The organism is Mycolicibacterium bacteremicum (genome assembly GCF_002086115.1).
GTDB lineage: Bacteria > Actinomycetota > Actinomycetes > Mycobacteriales > Mycobacteriaceae > Mycobacterium > Mycobacterium bacteremicum.
This window is the reverse complement of record NZ_MVHJ01000010.1, coordinates 125,993-145,585: the sequence shown is the minus strand read 5'-3', so window position 1 is coordinate 145,585 and position 19,593 is coordinate 125,993. Positions and strand designations below refer to the sequence as shown.

15 protein-coding genes are annotated in these 19,593 nt (G+C 69.0%); 7 read left to right on the top strand and 8 right to left on the bottom strand.

Features of this window, described 5'->3' with window-relative positions; translation table 11 throughout:
* Positions 1-5: 5 nt before the first annotated feature.
* On the bottom strand, positions 6-1,451 hold the full coding sequence (locus BST17_RS14320) for a catalase (protein WP_083059142.1): 1,446 nt from the start codon (positions 1,449-1,451) through the stop codon (positions 6-8).
* A gap of 181 nt (positions 1,452-1,632) precedes the next feature.
* Here BST17_RS14320 and BST17_RS14315 point away from each other — a divergent pair, with 181 nt between their 5' ends.
* From BST17_RS14315 to BST17_RS14295, 5 genes are all read left to right on the top strand, one after another.
* Positions 1,633-2,889 carry a GTP cyclohydrolase II gene (locus BST17_RS14315; protein WP_083059140.1) on the top strand — a complete coding sequence of 419 codons (1,257 nt, stop codon included), beginning with the start codon at positions 1,633-1,635 and terminating at the stop codon, positions 2,887-2,889.
* Positions 2,886-4,088, top strand: a complete 1,203-nt coding sequence (locus BST17_RS14310) for a URC4/urg3 family protein (RefSeq protein WP_083059138.1) — start codon at positions 2,886-2,888, stop codon at positions 4,086-4,088. Before BST17_RS14315 ends, BST17_RS14310 begins: the two co-directional genes overlap by 4 nt.
* Before the next feature lie 27 nt (positions 4,089-4,115).
* A complete protein-coding gene (upp, locus tag BST17_RS14305) occupies positions 4,116-4,751 on the top strand; it encodes a uracil phosphoribosyltransferase (RefSeq protein WP_083059136.1) in 636 nt (211 codons plus the stop codon).
* 17 nt (positions 4,752-4,768) lie between these two features.
* Entirely contained in the window at positions 4,769-6,325 is a 1,557-nt protein-coding gene (guaA, locus tag BST17_RS14300; protein ID WP_083059134.1) for a glutamine-hydrolyzing GMP synthase, read from the top strand.
* Between the two features lie 111 nt (positions 6,326-6,436).
* Positions 6,437-7,417 carry an alpha/beta hydrolase gene (locus BST17_RS14295; RefSeq protein WP_083059132.1) on the top strand — a complete coding sequence of 327 codons (981 nt, stop codon included), beginning with the start codon at positions 6,437-6,439 and terminating at the stop codon, positions 7,415-7,417.
* A gap of 36 nt (positions 7,418-7,453) precedes the next feature.
* Here BST17_RS14295 and BST17_RS14290 read toward each other — a convergent pair whose 3' ends face one another.
* The 5 genes from BST17_RS14290 to BST17_RS14265 form a co-directional block, all read right to left on the bottom strand.
* Positions 7,454-8,365, bottom strand: a complete 912-nt coding sequence (locus tag BST17_RS14290; protein WP_083059130.1) for a MerR family transcriptional regulator — start codon at positions 8,363-8,365, stop codon at positions 7,454-7,456.
* Between the two features lie 282 nt (positions 8,366-8,647).
* Positions 8,648-9,625, bottom strand: coding sequence for an alpha/beta hydrolase (locus BST17_RS14280; RefSeq protein ID WP_083059126.1), 978 nt, complete (start codon positions 9,623-9,625; stop codon positions 8,648-8,650).
* Between the two features lie 151 nt (positions 9,626-9,776).
* A complete protein-coding gene (locus BST17_RS14275) occupies positions 9,777-11,708 on the bottom strand; it encodes a DUF2339 domain-containing protein (RefSeq protein WP_165762276.1) in 1,932 nt (643 codons plus the stop codon).
* Positions 11,708-13,312 carry a S53 family peptidase gene (locus BST17_RS14270; RefSeq protein WP_083059122.1) on the bottom strand — a complete coding sequence of 535 codons (1,605 nt, stop codon included), beginning with the start codon at positions 13,310-13,312 and terminating at the stop codon, positions 11,708-11,710. Before BST17_RS14270 ends, BST17_RS14275 begins: the two co-directional genes overlap by 1 nt.
* Before the next feature lie 75 nt (positions 13,313-13,387).
* A complete protein-coding gene (locus tag BST17_RS14265) occupies positions 13,388-13,633 on the bottom strand; it encodes a hypothetical protein (RefSeq protein ID WP_083059120.1) in 246 nt (81 codons plus the stop codon).
* Positions 13,634-13,923: 290 nt separating this feature from the next.
* Here BST17_RS14265 and BST17_RS14260 point away from each other — a divergent pair, with 290 nt between their 5' ends.
* Both BST17_RS14260 and BST17_RS14255 read left to right on the top strand, forming a co-directional pair.
* Positions 13,924-14,631, top strand: a complete 708-nt coding sequence (locus BST17_RS14260; protein ID WP_083059118.1) for a DnaE2-dependent mutagenesis accessory factor ImuA' — start codon at positions 13,924-13,926, stop codon at positions 14,629-14,631.
* Between the two features lie 29 nt (positions 14,632-14,660).
* Positions 14,661-16,214 carry a DNA polymerase Y family protein gene (locus tag BST17_RS14255; RefSeq protein WP_083059271.1) on the top strand — a complete coding sequence of 518 codons (1,554 nt, stop codon included), beginning with the start codon at positions 14,661-14,663 and terminating at the stop codon, positions 16,212-16,214.
* Here the strand turns inward: BST17_RS14255 and BST17_RS14250 are convergent.
* Together BST17_RS14250 and BST17_RS14245 are read right to left on the bottom strand one after the other, a co-directional pair.
* The gene (locus BST17_RS14250; RefSeq protein WP_269149846.1) at positions 16,205-17,242 is read right to left on the bottom strand and encodes a nucleoside hydrolase; all 1,038 of its coding nucleotides are present in this window, start codon (positions 17,240-17,242) and stop codon (positions 16,205-16,207) included. The genes BST17_RS14255 and BST17_RS14250 overlap by 10 nt on opposite strands.
* Before the next feature lie 32 nt (positions 17,243-17,274).
* Entirely contained in the window at positions 17,275-19,272 is a 1,998-nt protein-coding gene (locus BST17_RS14245; protein ID WP_207573643.1) for an SDR family oxidoreductase, read from the bottom strand.
* Between the last annotated feature and the right edge of the window lie 321 nt (positions 19,273-19,593).

Sequence of the window (19,593 nt, the reverse complement as noted above, 5' to 3'; positions counted from 1 at the left end):
AGCGGCTACTTGACGGCTGCCTCGATGCGGTCGCCGAGGTCCTTGTCCACATTGCGCCAGTATTCGAAGGCGCGCTGCAGCACCGGATCGGACACCCCGTCGGAGAGGTGTCCGGCGATGTTGGACACCAGCCGATCGCGCGCCGCGTCGTCGAGCACATCGCGCACCAGCGTGCCGGCCTGACCCCAGTCGTCGTCCTCGGCGTGCAGGCTGTAGGCCGCACGCACCATGTCCCCGTCGGCGTGCCACAGCGGCTCCGCGGTGCGGGCCGGGTCGGCCGCCGGGCCGCCGTAGGAGTTGGGCGCATACACCGGATCGGTGACGTTGGTGATCCGCATCGCGCCGTCCTTGGAGTAGCTGTGCACCTCGGTCTTGGGGGTGTTCACCGGAATCTGGCGATAGTTCACCCCGAGCCGGGCGCGGTGTGCGTCGGAGTAGGAGAAGCCACGGGCCAGCAGCATCTTGTCCGGGCTCAGCCCGGTGCCGGGTACCGCGTTGTTCGGTTCGAACGCGGCCTGCTCCATCTCGGCGTGATAGTCGGTGACATTGCGGTTCAGGGTCAGCTTGCCGACGTCGATCAGCGGATAGTCGGCGTGCGGCCACACCTTGGTCAGGTCGAACGGATTGAACCGGTAGTCCTTGGCGTCCTCGAACGGCATGATCTGCATCTTGAGCGTCCAGCTCGGGAAGTCGCCCCGCTCGATCGCGTCGAACAGGTCGCGCTGGTGGGCGTCGCCGTCCTTGCCTGCCATCTCGTCGCCCTCGTCCTGGGTGTAGAACTCGATGCCCTGGTCGGACTTGAAGTGGTACTTGACCCAGAAGATCTTGCCGGCGGCATTGATCCAGCTGTAGGTGTGGCTGGAGTAGCCGTTCATGTGCCGCCAGGTACGTGGGATCCCGCGGTCACCCATCAGCCAGGTCACCTGGTGGGCCGACTCTGGGGACAGCGTCCAGAAGTCCCACTGCATGTCATGGTCGCGCAGGTTGTTGGCGGCGCGACGCTTCTGCGAGCGGATGAAGTGCTGGAACTTGAGCGGGTCGCGGATGAAGAACACCGGGGTGTTGTTGCCGACCATGTCGAAGTTGCCGTCGGGGGTGTAGAACTTGACCGCGAATCCGCGGGGGTCGCGCCAGGTGTCCGGGCTGCCACGCTCGCCGGCGACGGTGGAGAACCGGGCGATGGTCTCGGTCTTGGCGCCCGGCTGCAGGAACGCGGCCTTGGTGTAGACGCTGACGTCATGGGTCACCTCGAAATGACCGAATGCCCCGCCGCCCTTGGCGTGCGGCTGGCGCTCCGGGATGCGTTCCCGGTTGAAGTTCGCCATCTGCTCGATCAGGTAGTGGTCCTGGAGCAGGATCGGGCCGTCCGGCCCGATGGTCAGGGAGTGCTCGTCACTGGGTACCGGGATACCGGCATCGGTGGTGGTCGGCTTGGGTTGGATGTTCGTCACGGGGGCTCCTCTCGCGCGTGACTGCAGGCTGCCGCTGCCTTATACCCTTTCGTCCAGAAAACGACACCTGCCCCCGGTTTGTGTCGAATAGCGTTGTAGGACTGTGATATTCGTTCGTCCAGTGGGGTGGCGACGGCGCTGATACGATGCGGGTGACAACGCCTGCCGAGGAGGAGTCGACGTGGAACCTGGTACCGACCGCACCGGCGCGCGCCACATCCGGCTGACCTCACACAGCGGGGGTCCGCTGGCCCCGCCCATCCGCTGGGGCGCGCCCACCCCCGCCGAACGCGGGCCCATCGTGGGGACGACGGGAAACCGGGCGCACCGCAACGTGATCGGCACGCACAGCGGGTCCTACGGGGTGTACCGGGCGCTGGCGGTGGCCGCCGGTGCGCTCTCCCCGCAGCACCGCGCCGACCTGACCAACACCGCACCCACCGATGTCATCGGCCCCTACCCGCAATGGCAGAACCCCGACGCCATCGTCAGCCTGGACCCCTGGGGGGCCGCGGTGGCCGACGTGTTCGCCGACCAGCTGGCCGCCGACCACGACATCCGGCCCACCATCGCGGTGACCAAGGCGCACGTCATGCTGCCCGAGATCGCCGAGGCCCTGCAGAAGGGGCGCCTGCGACCGGACGGCCGGATCCTGCTCGCCGGGGGCGCGGCGGTGGTCACCAAGGTCGCCGTGGAACCGGTCTGGTATCTGCCGGGGGTGGCCGCCCGGTTCGGGTGTGACGAGGCGGCGCTGCGCCGGGCGTTGTTCGAGGAGACCGGCGGCATGTACCCCGAGCTGGTCACCCGCGGGGATCTCGAGGTCTTCCTGCCGCCCATCGGTGGTCAGACGGTCTACATCTTCGGCGACCCGCGCGATCTGGCCGATCCCGCCGTAGAACTGACCGCGCGGGTGCACGACGAGTGCAATGGCTCCGACGTCTTCGGATCCGACATCTGCACCTGTCGGCCCTATCTGACACACGCCATCGAGGAATGCATCGCCGGTACCCAGCGCGGCGGGGTGGGCTTGGTCGCCTACTCCCGCAAGGAGGGCCGCGCCCTCGGCGAGGTCACCAAGTTCCTGGTCTACAACGCCCGCAAGCGCCAGGTCGGTGGGGACACCGCCGACCAGTATTTCGCCCGCACCGAATGTGTTGCGGGCGTGCAGGATATGCGATTCCAGGAACTGATGCCCGATGTGTTGCACTGGCTGGGCATCACCCGGATCCACCGGCTGGTGTCGATGAGCAATATGAAATACGACGCCATCACCGGGTCGGGGATCAGCGTGGGGGAGCGGGTCAACATCCCCGATGAACTGATCCCGGCGGACGCCCGTGTCGAGATCGACGCCAAGATGGCGGCCGGCTACTTCACCCCGGGCCCGGTGCCCGACGCCGAGGACCTCAAGAAGACGGTCGGTCGGGGATTGGCGTGAAGCCCGCTGCGACGCTGCGCAGCACCGCCGAGATCCGGCACCGGGCGAATGGCCTGCTGGCCCGGGCCCGTGCCGGTGACTCGCCGTGGTTCACCGTGCGGGACGACGCGTTGCCCGGCGCGGCCGCCGAGGTCGCCGACCTGACGGTGCAGCGTTTCCCGGATCTGGCGATCCCGTTCCACAGCCGGTGGCGGCACTTCGAGGCCGGCGGGGTGCATCGCACCCTGGACCTCGACGGCGCCGACGGCCCGTCCCGTGCCCGCGCCATGATCGACCTGGCCGTGGTCAGCGTGCTGCTCGACGCGGGGGCCGGTCCGGACTGGCGCTACCGGGAGGAGCGGTCCGGCCTGGAGTTCAGCCGATCCGAGGGGCTCGGTGTGGCCAGTTGGCATGCGTTCACCGCCGGGGTCTTCTCCTCGGACCCCGTCCGCCCGCTGCAGGCCGACGCGGCGGGGCTGATCGATCTGGACACCGAACGCCTCGCCGCGGCCATGCAGGTGGGCCCGGGTAATCCGCTGGTCGGATTCGAGGGCCGCACCGACGTGCTGCGCCGCCTCGGGTCGGCGCTGGCCGACCAGCCCGGCGTGTTCGGCGATCCGGGTCGCCCGGGCGGCATCTACGATCTGCTGGTCACCGATCCGGCGGCACCGACGGTCGCCGCGCACGACATCCTGACCGTGCTGTTGACCTCGTTGTCGCGAATCTGGTTGGCCGACAACGTTGTCGATGGCGAGCCGATGGGGGACTGCTGGCGGCACAGCGCGGTACCGGGTCCCGGCGCGACCGCCGGCTGGATGCCGTTCCACAAGCTCTCGCAGTGGTTGACCTACTCGCTGCTGGAACCGTTCGACTGGTCCGGGGTCGAGGTGACCGGTATCGACGCGCTGACCGGACTGCCCGAATACCGCAACGGCGGGCTGCTGCTGGACACCGGAGTGTTGGCACTGCGTGCGGACAGCTGGTCGGCCGCCGAATGGAGTCCGGCCGACGAACTCGTCGTCGAGTGGCGGGCGCTGACCGTGGCGCTGCTCGACGAACTGGCCGTCCTGGTCCGGGCGCGGCTCGGGGTCGACGCCGAGGCGCTGCCGTTGGCCTGCGTGCTGGAGGGCGGCACCTGGGCCGCCGGTCGGGTACTGGCGCAGCGGTTGCGCGGCGGGTTGCCCCCGCTGACGGTGATCAGCGACGGCACCGTCTTCTAGATACTGCGACTGCGAAAGGAACGCCCCTTGACCACACCCTCTGCGGTCACCGTGATCGACCATCCGCTGGTCACCCACAAACTGAACACGCTGCGCCAGAAAGACGTGTCCACCAACAGCTTCCGGCGCCTGGTCAGCGAGGTGTCGGCACTGATGGCCTATGAGGTGCTGCGCGACATCCCGTTGCACGCCGAGGAGATCGAGACGCCGCTGGAGACCATGACCGCGCAGGTGATCGACGGCAAGAAGCTGGTCTTCATCTCGATCCTGCGGGCCGGTGGCGGCATCCTCGACGGCATGCTGAGCCTGGTGCCCAGTGCGCGCGTCGGGCATATCGGGCTCTACCGCGATCCCAAGACCCACGTCGCGGTGGAGTACTACTTCAAGGTCCCCAACGACCTGCACGAACGTGATGTGGTGGTGGTGGATCCGATGCTGGCCACCGGGCACACCGCGATCGCCGCGATCGACCGGCTCAAGGAGCACCAGCCGCGCTCCATCAAGTTCGTCTGCCTGCTCACCTGCCCGGAAGGCCTCGCCGCGCTGCACGGGGCGCACCCCGACATCCCGGTCTACGCCGCCGCGGTGGACCGCCAGCTCGACGAACACGGCTATATCGTCCCCGGCCTCGGTGACGCCGGGGACCGGCTCTTCGGGACCTGACCACTAGACTGTCGCAGGTGGAACCAGCCTCACGCCCTGTTCTCGTCATCGACTTCGGCGCTCAGTACGCCCAGCTGATCGCGCGTCGCGTCCGCGAGGCCCGGGTGTTCTCCGAGGTCATCCCGCACACCACGACGGTCGAGGAGATCAAGGCGCGCGACCCGCAGGCCATCGTGCTCTCCGGCGGACCGGCCAGCGTCTACGCCGACGGCGCGCCGAAGCTGGACCCGGCCCTGTTCGACCTGGATCTGCCGGTGTTCGGCATCTGCTACGGCTTCCAGGCGATGGCGCAGGCGCTCGGCGGCACCGTGGCCCACACCGGTACCAGCGAGTATGGCCGCACCGAGCTGAAAGTTGCGGGCGGAGAGCTGCATTCGGATCTGCCGGGCATCCAGCCGGTGTGGATGAGCCACGGCGATGCCGTCACCGAGGCGCCCGACGGATTCGACGTCGTCGCGGCCAGCGCCGGTGCGCCGGTGGCGGCGTTCGAGAACCGGGCCCGCCGGCTGGCCGGCGTCCAGTACCACCCCGAGGTGCTGCACTCCCCGCACGGCCAGCAGGTGCTCAGCCGGTTCCTGCACGAATTCGCCGGGATCGGCGCCGGCTGGACGCCGGCCAACATCGCCGAGCAGCTGATCTCGGCGGTGCGTGAACAGATCGGTGACGGCCGGGCCATCTGCGGGCTGTCCGGCGGGGTGGACTCCGCGGTCGCCGCGGCGCTGGTGCAACGGGCCATCGGTGACCGGCTGACCTGTGTGTTCGTCGATCACGGGCTGCTGCGCTCCGGTGAGCGCGCCCAGGTGCAGCGCGATTTCGTGGCCGCCACCGGCGCCAAGCTGGTGACCGTCGACGTCGCGGACCGCTTCCTGGAGGCTCTGAGCGGGGTGACCAATCCCGAGGGCAAGCGCAAGATCATCGGCCGTGAGTTCATCCGTGCCTTCGAGGGGGCGGTGCGCGACGCCGTCGACGTCTCCGGCGGCGAGGTGGATTTCCTGGTGCAGGGCACCCTGTACCCCGATGTCGTGGAATCCGGCGGGGGCGCGGGTACGGCCAACATCAAGAGCCACCACAACGTCGGCGGACTGCCCGACGATCTGAAGTTCAAGCTCGTCGAGCCGCTGCGGCTGCTGTTCAAGGACGAGGTGCGCGCGGTCGGTCGCGAGCTCGGCCTGCCCGAGGACATCGTTGGGCGCCAACCCTTTCCGGGCCCCGGTCTGGGGATCCGGATCGTCGGCGAGGTGACCGCCTCACGGCTGGACACGTTGCGCCGCGCCGATGCCATCGCCCGCGAGGAGCTGACCTCGGCGGGACTGGACCAGCAGATCTGGCAGTGCCCGGTCGTGCTGCTGGCCGATGTCCGCTCGGTCGGCGTGCAGGGTGACGGCCGCACCTATGGGCATCCGATCGTGCTGCGTCCGGTGTCCAGCGAGGACGCCATGACCGCGGACTGGACCCGGGTGCCCTACGAGGTCCTGGAACGGATCTCGACCCGGATCACCAACGAGGTGCCCGAGGTCAACCGGGTGGTGCTCGACGTGACGAGCAAGCCGCCGGGCACCATCGAGTGGGAATAGCCGGCTCCTCCGGCTCGGCGTCGGTGTCCGCCGTCCAGATGGCGCAAGATCAACCGATCGGATGACAGCATTCGGGCTGCCGCTTGTTGATCTTGATTGAATACTGTGCGCATGACCAGCCTGACGCGCGGGGGATACGCGCTTGCCTTCGTCATCGCCACCATCCTCGGCCTGTTCGCCGTCCCGCCGACGGCCGGCGCCGAGGCCGCGCACATCACCGGGATCGAACACGTCAACGACCGGTGGGACAAGGTGTCGGTGTTCTCGCCGTCGATGAACAAGGTGATCGTCAACGACGTCTTCAAGGCTCCGGGCGGCGGCGCGCCGACGTTCTATCTGCTGCCCGGCATCGACGGCGGGGACAACCTGGATCCGGGCGGACTCTGGGCGCCGGGCACCAAGAGTTGGTTCGGCATGGCCGATATCCAGGGCTTCTTCGCCGACAAGAACGTCAACGTGGTGTCCCCGTTGGGCGGCCAGTTCAGCTGGTTCACCAACTGGGTCGCCGACCCCGCCAAGCAGTACCAGACCTACATGATCGACGAGTTGCGACCACTGATCGATGCCGAGTACAACACCAGCGGCCGTAACGCCGTCGGCGGTCTGTCCAGCACCGGCGGCACCGCCGTCGACTACGCCATCCAGGCGCCCGGCGTCTATCAGGCGGTGGGCTCCTACAGCGGTCTGCTGACCCCGGCTGCCCATCCGCAGCAGGTCGGCATCACCCTGATGGGCGGCGGGGCCAGTGCCGATGCGATGTGGGGGCCGGCCGGTGGTCCGCTGTGGATCGCCCACGACCCGTCGCTGAACGTGTCCAAGCTCGCCGGCGTGGCGGTGTACGTGGCCGCCTCCGGTTCGGGGAACGTGGGCGAGGTGGATCGGCTGCCACCGGGCTTCGGCCCCAACATCACCGGCGGTCTGATCGAGCGCATCGTCGCCGACAGCACCCGGGTGTTCGCGGACAAGGCTGCGGCGGCGGGCATTCCGGTGACCTATGTGGTGCGGCCCGACGGCTCGCACACCTGGGGTCTGTTCGAATCCGAGATGCAGGAGTCCTGGAACACCACGATCGGGCCCGCACTGCGCGCCTGATACGGCCGCGCCCGGGCACCATGATCGCTCGCTGAGCTAATCGGCGTCCTTCTCGGCCTCTTTGTCGATCAGGTCGGCCAGTATCTGACCGACCGCCGACTCGATGGTCGACTCGATGGAGAACGAGAGCGTCGCCGACACCGCGGAGACGGCCTGGGTGCGGAACCGCACCAGCATGGTGAGCAGTTCGGCGATCTCGGTGTCCGGGGGCAGCGCCGCACCCGGATTGATGCGGTGCAGCACCTCTTCGATCCCGGCCTGCACCAACAGCCCACTGATCTGGTCCACCAGCGGTGCGATCTGCTCGTGCAACCCGATCAGCTTGTCCGGGTCCACACCGTACTGGCGGATCTCGTTGAACGCCTCGATCAGCTTGGGCCGCACGACAATTGCTTCGTCGTCTTCCAGCTTGATCACCCCGAGGCCCACGATGCGTTCGAAACCGGCGTCATCGCCGACGAGGCGTCTGGCCTCGGCGACGCTCATCCGTTCGGGTTTCTCGGTGGCCCAGCTGCCGGCGATCGCCGATTCCAGTCCGAGCAGATCGCCGACACCCTTGCCCTGTTCCCAGGCCGAGAGCATCTCGTGCACGTGCGCGATGTTGTAGCCGCGGTCCAGCAGGGAGGTGATCAGCCGAAGCCGGGTCAGGTGGGTGTCGTTGAACAGGGCGATGCGGCCCACCCGCAGTGGCGGGTGCAGTAGGCCACGGTCGCGGTAGACCCGGATGTTGCGGGTCGTGGTTCCGGCAAGCTGCGCCAACTCCTCGATGCGGTATTCGCCGGATGCGGCGGCGCCGTGCGGTTGCACGGCCGCGTCGAAGAGCTGGGTGACAGCATTCTCGACCACATCTCGCGAGCTGCGCCGGATCTGCCGGGGAGCGCGGCGCAGCCCGGCGAGGATCGTCGAGATGGCGCCGGCGGGCTGGCGGGGAGGTCTGGCCGAGGACATCTGCGGCTCAGCCCGGGCGCAGGGCAACGACGCGCACCTCGCGCGCCACTGCCGGGTGGTCGCCGGATCGGATTTTCCGCATCTGTCGACGATACTGGGTCGCCGGTCCCGGGCGGGTGTCGACGGCCGTTGCGGTGGCCTGCGCGGCAGCATCGTCGATGCCGCTGCAGACCACCCGGCCGCCCCGGGCAGCGAGCTCGGGGGCGTATGCGGTGCCGGTCCGGTGGCCCGCACCGGTGTCGACAGTGTGCTGGTTCCGGCGGCGCAAGCCTCCGGACGGCCTCATCCGGCGACGCGGATGGTGTTGTCGCGCAATGCCGCTGCGATGAAGGCGGTGATCTCGCGCACAGCAGGGGCGGCCTCGGGTGTGAGCCGTGGCAGTGCCTGGAAGACGTGCACCTGGTCCGGCCAGATCTGCAGTTCGCAGTCGCCACCGGCGGCGCGGATGTCATTGTGCAGGGTGCGGGCATCGGCCTGCAGCATCTCCGCACCGCCGGCCTGGATCAGCGTCGGCGGCATCGGCCGGCCGCCGGCGACGTCGAGGGTCAGCCGGCCATGGTTCAGATCTGTTCCGGCACAGTACAAGCCGATGAGCCGGGCGGCATCCGAGGCGCGGATCGCCGGGTCGTCACGCAGTGCCTCCCGGGCCCGGGCCAGCCCGAAGGTGAGGTCGAACAACGGGGAGAGCAGGGCCATCGCCGCCGGGTGGGCCACGCCGGGCTGCAGCAGCAGGTCGACGGCCAGGTGGCCGCCGGCAGAGTCGCCGGCGATCACCATGTGGTGCGGATCGAGCCCGCATTCGGTGCGCAGCCAGTCCCAGCCCGCCCGCACGTCGTCGGCGGCGGTGGGGAAGCGGTATCTCGGGGCCAGGCGGTAGTCGACGCAGAACACCGGCAGTCCGGTCAGCCGGGACAGCCAGCCGGTCAGCCTGCGGTGGGTCCGCGCGGAACACAACGCGTACCCGCTGCCGTGCACGTAGTAGATCGCCTGCCGCCGGTCGGTCACGCCGGCGCCGCGCACCCATTCCCCGACCACACGGCGGCCGTCGGCGAGACGGACGTCGACGTGCTCGACCTCGGTTCCGGCCAGCGACGGTCCGAAGGTGTCCATGATGCGGGCGATGATCTGCCGGGAGGCCCACAGTCCCCACGCCCGCTCGGGCGGTAGGACCGCGCTGATCTGCCGCAGCGTCACGCTGCTGATCGTCGCCGCGCCCCGGGATCGCAGGGAGCCGCGGGTGGGTCGGAACTGCTCGGGCATGGGACCTCCGTTTCGAGCGTCCGACGAGTACACCTGGAATTGGTGACATTTGTCAATGTCACCTTTTGGGAGCAGTGGGGCGCGAGCGACCGCAAAATGTCCTCGACCGCGGCGTGTCGACGTACAGACACGGTCGCTCGCCGGAGGAGGGCTACCGCGGGGGGTCGCCGCGCCAGGTGAAGCTGTTGACGTACTTGCCCATGTCCAGCGCGAGCTGAAGATTGGCCGCCGACGGCTTGCCCGAGCCGAAGTCCGGTCCGAACGCACGGTAGGGGCCGATGGCGCCCGCCACCAGCGCGAGGTCGTTCTTGACCGCGACCATGACGATGATGCGCATGCGCGCCGAACTGCTCATCGCGCCCTGTGGCCAGTAGTCGGCGGCCATGCCGTAGCCGAGCTGGTAGCCGACCATGGTGTTCGGAATCTCGTAGGCCGCCTGGGTGTCCGGGAAGGTCTTGTTCACCAGCTCCATCGCGATGTCCCTGGGTCCGCGCCCGGCGGCGGGCTCGCTGAACAGCTGCATGGTGCCGCCGTCGCCGGCCTGCAGCACCGCGGTGATGCCGTTCGGGTTCTTGGTGACCTGATACGCCGAGTTCTCCACCGGGTAGGACACCGAGAAGGACCCGTCGGCGGCGGTGAACCGCGGATTGATCTCCACCGCGCGGCCCATGGGCGGGGTGCCGCAGTCGGGCGGGCAGGCATAGCGCGGAACGGGTTTGGTGACCAGTCCGGACAGGCCGACCAGCGCGGCGGCCACCACCACGATGACGGTTCCCAGGATCAGTGCCACGTTGCGGAACGACGTCTTGGGCGGCTCGGTGGCGGTGAATTCGCCGGCATAGAGCGAATATCCGGGGATCAGGCCCACCACGATCTCACCGTCGGCCGGCTTCTCCTCCAGCCGGATCGGACGTTCCTCACGCCGGGTCCGGCGCGAGCGGCGCGAGGATGCGTGCATGGCCGCGCCGCACCGGGCGCAGAACGGCGCGTCCGGAACGACGTGATTGCATTCGGTGCACAGCATGGGCTCATCGGGACGGATCTCGTCCTGGGCTTCGTTCAGCAGCGCCAGTTGCAGGCCCACTCGCAGCGCGAACAGGGCGAGCGCGGACAGCAGCAGGTGACCTGCCAGTTGCAGGAACTGGGGGAAGCGGGCCACGTCTACCAGGCCGAGTGCGAGGTAGATGGCCAGCACCACGACGGCGAACATGACCAGGATCCCGCGCACGACCCCGCGGTTCTTGTTGACCTTGCTCGGTGGCCGGGTGAACCAGAGGGCGATGCCGATCAGCCCGCCCACCGCCGCCGCGGTCAGCGGCATGGCGATCCCGCGGATACCCGCTTCCACCAACAGGCCGTCCAGCGGCCGGGTGCGGTTGACCATGCCGGTGGCGAACTGTGGGGCGAGCCGGCTCAGGGTGGCGGCGGCGGTGAACGTCAGTGCGCCGAGCGCGCCGATCGCATAGCCGTCCAACGATTCCCGGTCACCGCGCCAGGACAACCGGGCGGCCACCGCGGGCACCAGCATGAGCAGCACACTGCCCAGCGGGATGCCGATGCCGTCACGCAGGATCCGGGCACCGGCGACACCGGCGCCCAGTGGCACACCGTAGGCGCGGGCCACCACGGCGCCGGTCAGCAGCACCCATCCGACGCCGAGCGTGATGCCCACCCCGACCGTCACCGCCAGTGCCGAGGCCGGGATGTCGCGGGACACACCGGATTCCCGGATGTACAGCCCGAACAGCAGTGGCAGCCCGAGGGAGGCGACGGTGATCAACGCGGCCGGCATGCGCAGCAGGGTCGCCGCGGTCAGGGCGACGACCAGCAGCGCCAGTCCCATCAGGAACACCTTGCGCGCGCGGGGGGACAGATGGGGGAACAGCGAACTCGTCAGGGCGGGGGACAGCAGGCGCTGACCGGGAGCGGCGCTGAACGAACTCGCCCGCAGCCAGTGCGGGCCGTCGCCACTGCGGTGTTCGGCCAGCGGGACCCCGCAGAGGCCGCAGTATTCACCGGCGGGGACGTCGACCCGGCAGACCCGGCATTCCACCATGCCGGGGGCGGGGGCGGTAGCGGTCATCAGGCCTGAACCTTCTGTGCGAGTTGGAGGTTGCGGACCAGGTTGTCGACATCGGGTGAGCCCAGTCCGGTGACCAGGTCATAACCGGGGCCCGCGACGTCGACGGCATTGCCGCCCAGCGTGATGTCCCGGAAGGCTGGTCGCGGTGCACCCTGGGCGATGCGGTACAGCAACGGATTGATGTCGCCGATCAGTTGGCCGTCGTTTTCGAGCAGCCACTGGTTCATCACCGCGGTCAGTGCCGCCCAGATGGGCGCGGACTGCGAGGTGCCGCCGCCGGTGATGAACTGGTCGTCGAGCACGATCTTGACGCCGGTGAACGGGTCCGCCACGGCGGCCACGTCCGGGGTCATCCGCTTGCCGATATTACGTTCGGGCGCAACCACTCCCACGGCGCTGCGTTGCCAGGGCGGCAGGTCGAACAGGTTGGACACGCCGCCGCCGGTGCCCTGCGAGAGCGGCACGTCGAACCAGGTCTGCTCGGAGATCCACCCGCCGCGGTCATCGGTGGACAGCGTCGTGCCCCCGACGCTGGTCATCTCCGGCAGTGAGGCGATCGAGTCGAGGCCGATGTCCTGCGCGCTCGGCGGGGAGGACCAGTCCTGCCCGCCGCGGCATTCCATGCCGGCGAGATCGCCGCTGGCGTTGAAGGCGGTGGTACCGCGTGACTGTGCCGCGCGCAGCGCCGAGCGCACCGGGGCCAGGTCGGCGGCAGTGATCAGCTTGTCGCAGCCCCAGCCGATGGAGAAGCTCCAGACCGCACCGGGGTATCGGCGGTCGGTGTCTTCGAGCATCTCGCCGATCTTGCGGTAACCGCCGCCGCCCTGGACGGTCGGATGGGCATTCACCACGACCTTGCGGGCATCGGGGGCAATGGCGTGGGCGACTTGCAGATCCATCGACAATTCTCCGCGGGTCTCACCCGGCATTCCACCGACTATCTCCGGTGTGAATTGCGGCAACCCGAATGTGGAACTGAATTTGTCGAGATCGGTTTGATTGAATCCGTCGAAAGCGAAGATGACAATCGTGATTCCCTTGCCGGTGAATCCGTCCCTGGCGAGTTCGTCGACGTTGTAGGTGTTCAGCAGCGCCGCAGGCGTCAGGCCCTGGGCGGGGACGTCGAGCGGGATGTGGTCCGGGCGCGACATCTTGTGCGGGGTGTAGCTGAGGATGCGGCCGATCTCGGCGACCTCATGGCGCAGGTGATCGGGCACCAGCGGCTGCTGCGGCGAGGCGTAGAACTGCTGGCCGCGCTTGCCGCGGTAGTCGCGCACGGAGACGTCGAAGGCGCGCTCCACGTCGCCGGGCGCGCCCTCGACGATGGCCCAGTCGTCGCCGGGGCGCCACTGGACCTCTAGGGACTGGTCGTGGGCCCAGTCGATGAAGGCGTCCGGCTCGGCGTCGTCGGTGAGGCTGGCGGTGAACTCGATACGCGGTTCGCGGGCCGGGCCGAGATCGGTCGACGCCTCCAGTAGGGACGCGTAGGGACCGTCGATCCGGTTGTCCTCGCCGCGGTCGCGGTCGAGCACCACGACGGCACCGAGAATCACGGCACCTACCAGCGGTACCGCCAGGATCTTGCGATTGATCAACGCGCTCAACTTTGTTAGTGGGCTCCAGACGCGAGTAAGGGCGGGCCCGAATTCTATTCGGACCCGCCCTTACCGGATGTGTGCTTAGTCGTTCTGCTGCGGGTCGAACGTCGGCTGCGGGGCCGTGACCGGGGGCGTGAACACGCCGCCACCGGGGTTGATCGACTTCTCGGTCGGCGTCACCGACGGTTCCGTGGTGGTCGTCGTCGTGGTCTCTTCGGCAGGCTTGTCGCTGTCGCTGCTGCACGCCGCGGTGAAGCCGATCATCGCGAGGATGGCGGCACCGCCGATCGCAGCCGAAACCTTACGACGCAGGAGCGTTTGTGCCATTTCTTTCGGTCCTTTTCCTTTTTCTCTTGAGGTACTTCGCGGTCGGCGCTGGGTGTGCGAAAACCGTGTGCAGCAGTCCCATTCCGTCGGGATCTGGTGTCAGAAACTGTAACGCAGCACCGGTATCGCTGCATTCCCTTATGGGTGGCCACTCTTTTCGTTCTGAGGATCGTCTCAGCGCCCCGGAACCCCCTGGCACCGCTTGACGCCGGCGGGGGCGAGGTGTTTACTCGAGCGATCGAACACGTGTTCGAAAACGGTCAGTTGCGGATGATGCTGGAGGTGCTGCTGTGACAGTGGCGATGGACCTGGAGCAGCGCCGGAAAGACCGCGCTGAGCAGGTGGAACAGCTCCGACGCAGGATAGCCGAAGTCTCCGGACGAATGGGCTCCGGGGCCTCCCGCCCGGTCCGGACGAATCCACCTGTGGAGACGCCAAAAGCTTTGCTGGAACCCGCTGATGCGCCGCTCGCACCCGATGCGGACGCGTTGCCGATGTTGCCCAAGGGCACGGTGGCGGTGTTGTCCGGGGCCAGGTCGCTGGGGCTGCGGATGGTGGCCGCGGCCACCGCGGCGGGCGGGCACGTGGCGATCGTCGGGCAACCGGGTGTCGGTCTGCTGGCGGCGGTCGAGATGGGTGCCGATCTCAGCCGGGTGGCGGTGATCCCGGATCCGGGCCCGGACCCGGTGGAGGTGGCCGCGGTCCTGCTCGACGGTCTGGACCTGGTGATGCTGGCCCTGCACGGCCGGTCGGTGCCGATGAGCCGGGCCCGGGCGGTGACCGCGCGGGCGCGGCAGAAGGGCTGCACCCTGCTGATCACCGATGGTGACTGGCAGGGGGCATCCGCCCGGTTGGATGCCCGGGTCTGCGGTTACGAGATGGCCGGCGCCGGCCAGTCCGATCCGGTGCCCGGTCGCGGCCGGATCTCCCGTGTCCGGTTGGCCACCCGGTCGCGGGGCCGGATACCCGGGCAGCCCCGCATCGCCGTCGGCGGCTGATCGTGTCCAGGGTGCTCGCGCTGTGGTGCATGGACTGGCCCGCCGTGGCGGCCGCGACCACGGCCGGACTGGGCGCCACCGACCCGGTGGCGGTGACGCTGGCCAACCGGGTCATCGCGTGTTCGGCGGCGGCGCGCGCGGCCGGGGTGCGCCGGGGCCTGCGCCGCCGGGAAGCCCAGGCCCGCTGCCCGCAATTGCACGTCGCCACCGCCGATCCCGCCGGGGACGCCCGGCATTTCGAGGCGGTGACCGCCGCGGTGGACGAGGTGGTGCCGCGCGCCGAGGTGTTGCGACCGGGACTGCTGGTGGTCTCCGTGCGCGGTGCGTCCCGCTATTTCGGCTCCGAGCAGGCCGCCGCCGAGCGGTTGGTCGACGCGGTGGCCGCAGCCGGTGCCGAATGCCAGACCGGGGTCGCCGATCAGCTGGCCACCGCGGTGTTCGCGGCCAGGGCGGGGCGCATCATCGAGCCCGGGCAGGATGCGGCGTTCTTGTCCCCGTTGTCCATCCGGCAGTTGGCGACCGAACCCAGCCTGGCCGGTCCGGGACGCGCGGAGCTCGCAGATCTGCTGTGGCGCATGGGTGTTCGCACCATCGGTCAGTTCGCCGAACTGTCCCGCACCGATGTGTCCTCCCGGTTCGGTGCCGACGCCATCACTGCCCACCGACTCGCCCGCGGAGAGGCCGACCGTGGTCCGTCCGGACGGGAACTGCCACCGGATCTGGACGCGGTCATGAATTGCGATCCACCCATCGACCGGGTGGATGCCGCGGCATTCGCCGGGCGCTCGCTGGCCGGTGAGCTGCACCGCAGCCTGGAGGGCGCCGGTGTCGGCTGCACCCGGTTGGCCATCCAGGCCGTCACCGCCAACGGCGAAGAGCTGAACCGGGTCTGGCGGTGCGCCGAACCGCTCACTGAGGACGCCACCGCCGACCGGGTGCGCTGGCAACTGGACGGCTGGTTGTCCCGGCGTGGTGGGGAGCAGGGGCCGACGGCGCCGATCACCGTGCTGCGGCTGCATCCGGTGGAGGTGGTGTCGGCCGGGGCGTTGCAGCTTCCGCTGTGGGGATCCTCCGGTGACGACGACCGACTGCGGGCCCGCCGGGCGCTGGTGCGGGTACAGGGTCTGCTGGGGCTGGAGGCGGTACAGGTGCCGGTACTCAGCGGCGGCCGGGGCCCCGCCGAGCGCATCACCTTCACCGCGCTCGGTGACGAGCCGGTGCCCCGGTTCGACCCGAACCAGCCCTGGCCAGGGCAGCTCCCCGCGCCGTCACCAGCGGTGCTGCTCGACGATCCGGTGGAAGTGTTCGACGCAGCGGGCAAACCGGTGCGGGTGACCCAACGCGGGATGTTCTCCTCGGACCCGGCGCGGCTGAGAGCGGCCGGGCCCGGCGGGAAACCGGGCGACGACGGGGGATCGATCAGCTGGTGGACGGGTCCCTGGCCGGTCGACGAACGGTGGTGGGACCCGGCCAGTCCGCGTGCCGGCCGCACCGCGCGGGCGCAGGTGCTCGTCGAGTCGGGGCGCGCGATGCTGCTGTGCTACCGCCAGCGCCGGTGGTACGTGGAGGGCATCTACGAATAGCGCGCCGCGAACCGCCCGACCCGTTCGATGAACCGGTCGAAGAACACCGCCGGATCCACCTCGATGCCGATGTGCGCGTTGTGTTCCCGGCCCCAGTGCCCGCGCCAGTCGACGACGGTCATTGCCCGGGTCAGCGTGCCGGTCAGCTCCACGTCGACGGTGGCCTGGCGGTAGCGCACGAGGTCGGGGTCCAGCGCGACCGCGGCGGCCAGCGGATCGTGTAGGTGGGCCAGATAGCCCTCACCCTGGTCGAAGTGGAACTCGAAGTAGAACCGCATGGCGTCCTCGAGGACCCGGATCACCGGGTTGGCGGCCGTCGACCGGGTGCCGCGATCATCGAGCACGCTCAACGGCGCCGACGGCGAACCCGTCACCGCGGCCAGCCTGCCCAGGATCGACGGGGTCATCGCGATGTGCTCGGTGACGTTGAGCCCCAGCACGATCGGCAGATGGGTGGGTGTGCTCAGGCCCCAGGCCGCACCCCACACGGCGAACACCTCGGCCGCGGCCTCCGGGTCGACGCTCATGTTCCATTCGGCCACCGGCGTGGTGTTGCCGCGGTAGTCGAACGCGCCGCCCATGATCACCAGTCTGCGCAACAGCCGGGGTAGCGCGGGTTCGATCCGCATGGCCAGCGCAAGGTTGGTCAGCGGGCCGGTGGCCAGGCCGATGAGCTCGCCCGGATGCGCGCGGGCGGCCCGCACCCAGGCCTGCGCGGCATCGTAGGACGTGGCGGTGCGGTCACCGGAAGCGAGCTCGGCGTATCCCAGACCCTGCGGGCCGTGGGTGTCCTCACAGGTACGCAACGCGATGCTCAGCGGTGCGGCGACACCCGTCGACACCGGGATGTCACCGGCGTCGAACAGATCCAACAGCGCCAGGTTGTTGATGCTCACCTGCTCGACCGGCACATTGCCCGCCGTCGAGGCGATCCCCACCAGTTCGGCGTCGGCACTGGCCAGCAGATAGGCCAGCGCCATGGCATCGTCCACGCCGGTGTCGACATCGGCGAACACCGGCAGGGGCAGATCTGTCACCCCACCACGATAGGGATCTCCCGTTACCAGTGCACACCCGGAATCGCGCGCACCGCACGCTTGACCGGGCGCGGTAACCGCACCGCGGGCACCGCGCGGACCGGCCGCCGGGGGTGGCGTTCCCGGGTGGGCTCGACATCGACCGGGGCCTGTCCACGCGCCGCTGCGGAATCCGGATAGCCCAGGTAGATCTGGTGCAGCACCCGACGCGACAGCCGCGGGGTGAAGTACGTGCCCAGATCGGCCAGCGTGCCCAACGGGGTGTCGATGCGCGACGGCTTCTCGATCAGGCCGCGCACCACCATCGCCGCGGCGTGTTCGGCGGTGATCGGCGGTACCGGGTTGAGCCGACGCGACGGCGCGATCATCGGTGTGCTCACCAACGGCATGTGGATGTTGGTGAAAGTGATGTGGTCCGAGAGGGTTTCGGTGCCGACCACTTCGGAGAACGCGTCCAGCGCCGCCTTGGTGGGCAGATATGCGCTGTATTTGGGACTGTTGGCCTGGACCCCGGCGCTGGACACGTTGACCACGTGCCCGAAGCGCCGCTCCCGCCAGTGGGGCAGCAGCGCCAGCACCATCCGTACGGCGCCGAAATAGTTGACCGCCATCACGCGCTCGTAATCGTGCAGCCGGTCGGTCGACGCCGACACCGACCGCCGGATCGACCGGCCGGCATTGTTGACCAGATAGTCGACGTGCCCGAAGCGGCCGAGGATGTCCTTCACGGTGTGCTCCACCGACTCGGAATCGGTGACGTCACAGGTGAATGCGTGGGCATCGCCGCCCTCGGCGCGGATCTCGGCGATCAGGTCGTCGAGCGCTGTCGCGTTGCGCGCCAGGGCGAACACCGTGGCACCGCGCCGGGCCACCGCGATGGCCGAGGCGCGACCGATGCCGCTGGAGGCGCCGGTGATCACGACATGCCTGCCGACCAACGGGCCCTGCGGGTCGCCGCGCCGGGCCCGGTCCGGGTCCAGGTGCTGGGCCCAGTACCGCCACAGTTTTGATGCATACGAAGCGAATTCGGGAACCTCAATCCCGGCTCCGGCCAGTGCTTCGGTGGTGCGATCGGCGACGAACGTCGGCGCCAGGTCGACCACGTCGAGGATTTCGGCGGGCACTCCGAGCTGGGTGGCGGCCATGTTGCGGAGCACCCTGGCCCGCCCGGTGGCCTTGAGCACCGGGGCCACGGTGGCCCCGGGAAGCGATCCGACCAGTGGGGGCAGGCCCGCCGCCTTGGCCACTCCGCGGTAGATGCCACGCAGACCAATGGTTTTCGGTGCGGTCAGGTGGAAGGTGCGGCCATCGGCGTCGGCGAGGTGCATGAGATGTGTCAACGCCTCTACCACATAGTCCACCGGCACGATGTTGGTGCGGCCGGTGTCGGGCAGCACCATCGGGGTGAACACCGGCAGCGCCGCCAGCTTGGCCAGGATCGGGAAGAAGTAGTAGGGGCCGTCGGCCTTGTCCATCTCGCCGGTGCGCGAGTCACCGACGACGACCGCCGGGCGGTAGATGCGCATGCGCAGCCCGGGCTCGGTGCGTACCAACTGTTCTGCTTCGAACTTGGTCCGGTGGTAGGGGCTGGGCAGATCCTGGCCGACGTCGAAGTCGTCCTCGGTGTACTCGCCGTCGAAGTCGCCGGCCACCGCGATCGAGGACAGGTGGTGCAGGGTGGCATCCCAGACCAGCGCCGCATCGATGACTGCGCTGGTGCCCTCGACATTGGCCGCGTACTGCACTGCTTCGGCGACGGTCATGTCGTAGATGGCCGCACAGTGCACCACATGGTCGACCTCGCCGAGGTCGTCGTGGTCATCGACGCCGAGGCCGGGTGCGGTGAGGTCGCCGACCAGCGCTGTCGCTCGCGGACCCCAGCCGGCGGCGAGCTTCTCGAAGCGGTGCAGCGACCCCCGCCGCACCAGGACCGACACCCGCGCGTCGGGATCCCGCGCCAACAATCGGGTGACCACCCGGCTGCCGATAAACCCGGTACCGCCGGTAACGACATAGTGCATGCCGGTCATGGTCGTCCCCGCGGCGGTAAACGTCAACAGTGGATTCTCAAGTCCGGCGTCGTATTCTCAGGATGGGTGTCATGTGGATTCATGTATGACACGAACGTGAGACAGTCGGGTCTTTGCGGCGGTGACTCAATTGTTCTTCGACATCGCCGATGCGCTCGACGTCACCGCCCCAGAACTCGTGACGGCATGATGTGGGCCGCAAATTCTGTTCTGGCTCGTAACCGAATAGGGCAGTTCCGTCAGAGAATGCGATGTCGCTATCGGAACTGGCGGTCCGGTCGGGTTGTGAACCGCCCACATCGCCGCGTCGTG

Bases quoted from the DNA above. Each gene is read 5' to 3' on its own strand.
- BST17_RS14295 (WP_083059132.1), top strand. From the start codon at position 6,437: ATGACCAGCCTGACGCGCGGGGGATACGCGCTTGCCTTCGTCATCGCC.
- BST17_RS14290 (WP_083059130.1), bottom strand. From the start codon at position 8,365: ATGTCCTCGGCCAGACCTCCCCGCCAGCCCGCCGGCGCCATCTCGACG.
- BST17_RS14280 (WP_083059126.1), bottom strand. From the start codon at position 9,625: ATGCCCGAGCAGTTCCGACCCACCCGCGGCTCCCTGCGATCCCGGGGC.
- BST17_RS14275 (WP_165762276.1), bottom strand. From the start codon at position 11,708: ATGACCGCTACCGCCCCCGCCCCCGGCATGGTGGAATGCCGGGTCTGC.
- BST17_RS14265 (WP_083059120.1), bottom strand. From the start codon at position 13,633: ATGGCACAAACGCTCCTGCGTCGTAAGGTTTCGGCTGCGATCGGCGGT.
- BST17_RS14255 (WP_083059271.1), top strand. From the start codon at position 14,661: ATGGACTGGCCCGCCGTGGCGGCCGCGACCACGGCCGGACTGGGCGCC.
- BST17_RS14245 (WP_207573643.1), bottom strand. From the start codon at position 19,272: ATGCACTATGTCGTTACCGGCGGTACCGGGTTTATCGGCAGCCGGGTG.